A 4,975-nucleotide genomic window follows, 5' to 3' on the forward strand; every position below is an offset into this window, starting at 1 on the left:
TTTTGCCTTGCCTATATGGATGTAGGTACCTTAGCGAAAGCAGGACGCGGTAGCGGAGTTATCGACAAAATTTTCTCGCCTCAAAATAAGCCACTTAATAAAGATAATTGGTATAAGCAGATAGAAAAAAAGCTGCTAACCTCTAAGGCATCAGCAAAGCAACGTATAATTGAACCACGCACAACAACAAAGCTTTTGAACAATAGTCCTATGACAATAGGATGTCGCACTATGTAAGCACAAACAAGGTATATAAAATGTTAAGGTTATTGTGAAGTAGTGCTATTTCTTGTTGATCTTTCGATAATAATTCCGCTAGACTTCGCGTCTCAGCTGAAGCGTTATAAAAGTAGATCATAACAGCTTGTTTTTATGATTTCGGATTAAAGGACTAAGCCAGATTGGATATAGAAAGGTCTTTTAATGAAGCAAACGCTATTGTGTTTTTTAATATTATTTTTTTATTGCTGCATAATTCCCCCCAGCCATGCCCACAATGTTGGCCTACATACCTCTAGGCTGTCCGTTGAAGAGGGGCTGAGTCAGTCAGCCATTACCGCTATTACTCAAGACAAATATGGCTTTATTTGGATTGGCACTTTGCAGGGCTTAAACAGGTATGACGGCAATACAGTAACCAATATTAACACCAGCGCTAATTTGAATGAGCAAGAAATCGTCGGCCTTTTTCCCCTATCAGAAAATAACATCTTAGTTTCTACGCGAATGAATGGTGCTTTTTTACTTGATATTAATAGCTATAAAACCAAACATATTTACAAAGGCAAACACATAGATAGCAATGGCTTCCCTATACCAATCACGACCGCTATCCCTCATAAAAATAATATCCTGTTTTCAATAAACAGTGTCCTTTACAGCTTAAATCTCGATACGCTTCGCTCTAGAGCGCTCGTTCACCTCGATGCTGATAAGCATATCCGCGCAATTACGCTCGTAGACAACTTTGTTGCAGTTGGAACAACCGAAGGGCTTTTTACCTACTCACTCGCAAGTGGACAACTAACTGAAATTAAATATAACCGATCTAATTCCGAACTATCGCGCAATGTTAAATTGTTAAAAAAAGACTCTGCTTTGGGTCTTTTGGTTGGGACTGTCGAAGGGCTATTCGTAGTTCCGTTAAGCAAGGAAGGCTTAGTTGTACCCAAAAGTTATAAATTGGTTTCTGATAAAAATATATGGGGACACCAAATCACACCGTACGGAGAGTTTATTGCAACTGAACATGGCTTGTATTCAATAGACAGAACAGATAAAAGTAGCGAGAAAGTGCTGTCTTTAACTGAAAGTAAGTATCATATAGCAGATCCGAGTATCACTCAGCTTTACGCTGATAAACACCACAATCTGTGGCTGGGTACTCACAACAGTGGCGTATACTTTTGGCCGTCTAACTCATTACGATTTCGCCCTATCGCTGCAGTGCAGGATAAATTCACCAATAACAATATCTGGTCAATTACCACCACTGACAATCGTACAATACTACTTGGCACAGAAAATGGTATTAATGAGGTTGACGCGCGTAGCCATCAGTTCATCACCACTTATCTACAAAATAGAGACCCCAAAGCTATATATGGTAGCAATGCCGTTTTCACGGTCATGAAATCTCAGCATTTACCGACACAGACTTACCTGATCCAGAGCGCATCAAAGACCTCATTATTCAACACTAAAACAAGAAAGATTCAGCATATTCCAACACCAGATGGCACGCTCTTTTCTCGCTATGGCTGGGGGATGGCAAAATATTCAGAACGTTACTTTCCTTTTATCAGTAGCGATGGTTATTACGAATATGATGCTAAAGATAACATTGTACGCAAGCTCATTGGCTTGTCGAAGCAGCTACCGACATCTGAAAACTTTTTAATGCTACCACCAATATTTGGTGATAATTCAAACTATTGGATTAGCACAGATCAAGGTCTATTAAGATATAACAAAGCAACCAATACGCTTAATACTGTGTACCAACCACCGAATGACTCACCATCTTTTGCAATCACCAGCTGGCGTAGCACCTCCTCGGGTCAACTATGGCTCGCGACATCAACACAAGGGTTGATACAGCTGAATCAAACAACCTTTGAAACAGAGCTGCATCTAACCACTAAACAGGGGCTACCAAGTAACACCCTATACACTGTCTTAATCGATACAAATGGCATCGTGTGGTCGAGTAGTCAAAGAGGGCTTATCAGGTTTGATCCTACAAGTAAAAATCTACAAATTTTTGCAGTGCCTCAAGGATTACCCAGCTCCGAATTTAACAGTGGTGCAGCTGCAACATCTCACACTGGCGAACTATTATTTGGCACTGTAAACGGCGCCGTGCAATTTAATCCAGATCAGTTTCTAGACAGCTCTAATCCCACGAGAAACCTACGACTAACCCAAATAGATGTGCTGAGCCAGCAACGACGCTATATAGCACCGAACGAAATAGCAAACGCATTAGATTTTAAATTCGACGATATGGGCATTGAGTTACAATTTTCAGATTTTAATTTTAATGCCTACCATCAGCCACAATATCAAGCGCTGTTAAACGGCAAAAGTCATTCATCACTTTCAAATTTAGAAGGAAACAAGCTATTTTTAAATCAAGTGGCACCGGGTAATTACACTCTGGCCATATCTGCGCGCTCAATGGTTAATGATAACTCACAAGCGAGTGTAGATTTGGAGTTCAGCGTTGCTTATTCACCATGGCGTTCACCTCTCTCTATTACTTTATATTGCCTTGCTGCTGCTCTACTATTGGTCTTTTTTGTGATTAAACATAAACAAAAGCAACGGCAACTAAAAACCGCTTTAAAGGCCGTTACTCAAGCAAGTGAACAAACAAAACTGGCTCTGCACTCTACTCAAAGTGGCGTGTGGTCAGCTAACATATCGACCAAAAAAATTACCCAACAACGTGCGTTGGCATTGGGGTTTGAGGGTGAAACGATGACACTTCAAGAGCACTATAATGCTATTCACCCTGATGACCGGGAGATAGTTGAACGCGCTTGGAGGAAATTCATTGCGAACCCCACAAAAGAGCAACTTTCTCTTGCTTATCGGCTACGTTGTGATGACGATAACTGGCATTGGTTTCACGACTTTGGTCAAGTAGCTGAGTTTGACGCATCGGGAAAGGCGATAGAGTTACACGGCATATATACGAATGTAACCACACAAAAAGCACATCAAATGCGTGCTAACATGCTTGGTGAAGCATTCAGCCAAGTAAATGACTGGATTTTAATTCTCGACCCTCGCTTACAGCCGATTTCTGTAAATAGTAGCTTTTGCAAAGCCTTCCAATTGCAAGAAGATGAAGCATTAAGTGCTCTAACTGCAGAGCGCTTTATCAACGCGATAGGAGAAAAGCGCTTTCAAGGGCTCATTGGCAAGCTCAAATCGCTCGGCCCAAATCAATATTTACGACAAGAGGTTCAAGTAACTGATAGCTGGGATAACCTTCATCCAGTCCAACTTAGTATCAGTGCCGTTTCAAAAGACAATATCACGCTTGAGTACTTTGTCGTCGTGGTGACAGATCTCACTGAGCAGAAAAAAGCCGAAAATGAATTAAGGTATCTGGCAAATTATGACGCACTAACACAGTTACCAAATCGCAGTTTAATGTTACAACACATTGAATTTGCGATTTTCAATGCTAGCAACAGCCATCAAAGCTGCGCCCTGCTCTTTCTCGATTTAGATAGATTTAAACCAATAAATGATGCTTATGGTCATCGGATTGGGGATAAATTATTGATTGCAATCACCAATAGAATTCAAGAGCAGCTCTGTGATGACTGTATCCTCGCACGTCAAAGTGGTGATGAGTTTCTGATTCTCATCAAGTCCTTTGCAAGCATTGAGATTGTGAGTGATGTTGTCAAACGTTTGGTACAGCGGATCCCTGAACGCATAGAGATTGATGGAATTACTATGAGTGTTTCTGCAAGTATCGGGATCGCTGTTTATCCATTCGATGCACCAGATTCCGATACCCTAATTAGAAATGCAGACATTGCGATGATCCATGCAAAACAGTCTGGACGTAATGCTTTTAAGTTCTTTACTGAGTCCATGAATGCAGAAATCAGTAAAAAGCTGAACCTTGAAACCGCAATGAAAACAGCAGTAAAGGGCAATGCGTTTTTTAATCACTATCAGCCTATAATCAACACCACAACGGGACACCTTGCAGGCGTTGAGTTACTTCTGCGTTGGGATCATGATGGTGAGAGGATCCCTCCGAGTGACTTTATCCCTATCGCCGAAGAAAATGGACTGATAGAAATTTTAACTGAACAAGCCCTGCTCAGAGCTCTGTCCGAGTTGAGACCTTTATTTGAACAGTCGCCGAATTTCTATTTATCAATCAATTTAAGCGCAGTGCATATTCTACGATCTGATATTGCCTACCAATTCAGTGAAGTACTTCAGGCACATGGCCTGACCAGCAACAATTTAAGACTAGAAATAACAGAGTCAATATTTATGTCTGATTTAGTTAAAGCGCGCGCTACAATAAATGAAATGAAACGTGCTAATTTTGTTTTGTTATTAGATGACTTTGGTACCGGCTTTTCGTCTCTTACCTACCTTAATGAGTTTCCCTTGGACTTTATTAAAATCGATCAAGGATTCGTTAGAAATATGACTGAAAAGCCAGCAAATAAATCAATTATTAGAACTATTCATTTACTCGCGCAAAGCTTGAATATGAAATGTATTGCCGAGGGTGTTGAAAACGAACATCAACTGAGCTATTTACGCGATGTGGGGTGTGAGTATATGCAAGGCTATTTCTTTGCCAAACCCATGGCCATCAAGGCACTTCTCGAGTTTTATACCCAACATGAAAGCGCTCGGGCATAATACCAATTAGACTTAATACTTGCTCAATTTGAAGAAGTAAACATGACGCTAACAGCATTAAAAA

The 4,975-nt window shown here is 40.6% G+C and carries 2 protein-coding genes; both read left to right on the forward strand.

Features of this window, described 5'->3' with window-relative positions; genetic code table 11:
• A partial coding sequence (locus D9603_RS21990) for a hypothetical protein (protein ID WP_206644531.1) occupies positions 1–237 on the forward strand: 237 nt, incomplete at its 5' end.
• A gap of 186 nt (positions 238–423) precedes the next feature.
• Positions 424–4,911 (forward strand): EAL domain-containing protein, encoded by a 4,488-nt coding sequence (locus D9603_RS20625; protein WP_128732734.1) that lies wholly within the window; start codon positions 424–426, stop codon positions 4,909–4,911.
• Positions 4,912–4,975 lie beyond the last annotated feature (64 nt).

It is taken from the genome of Pseudoalteromonas sp. PS5 (assembly GCF_004103255.1).
GTDB classification, from domain to species: Bacteria; Pseudomonadota; Gammaproteobacteria; order Enterobacterales; family Alteromonadaceae; genus Pseudoalteromonas; species Pseudoalteromonas peptidolytica.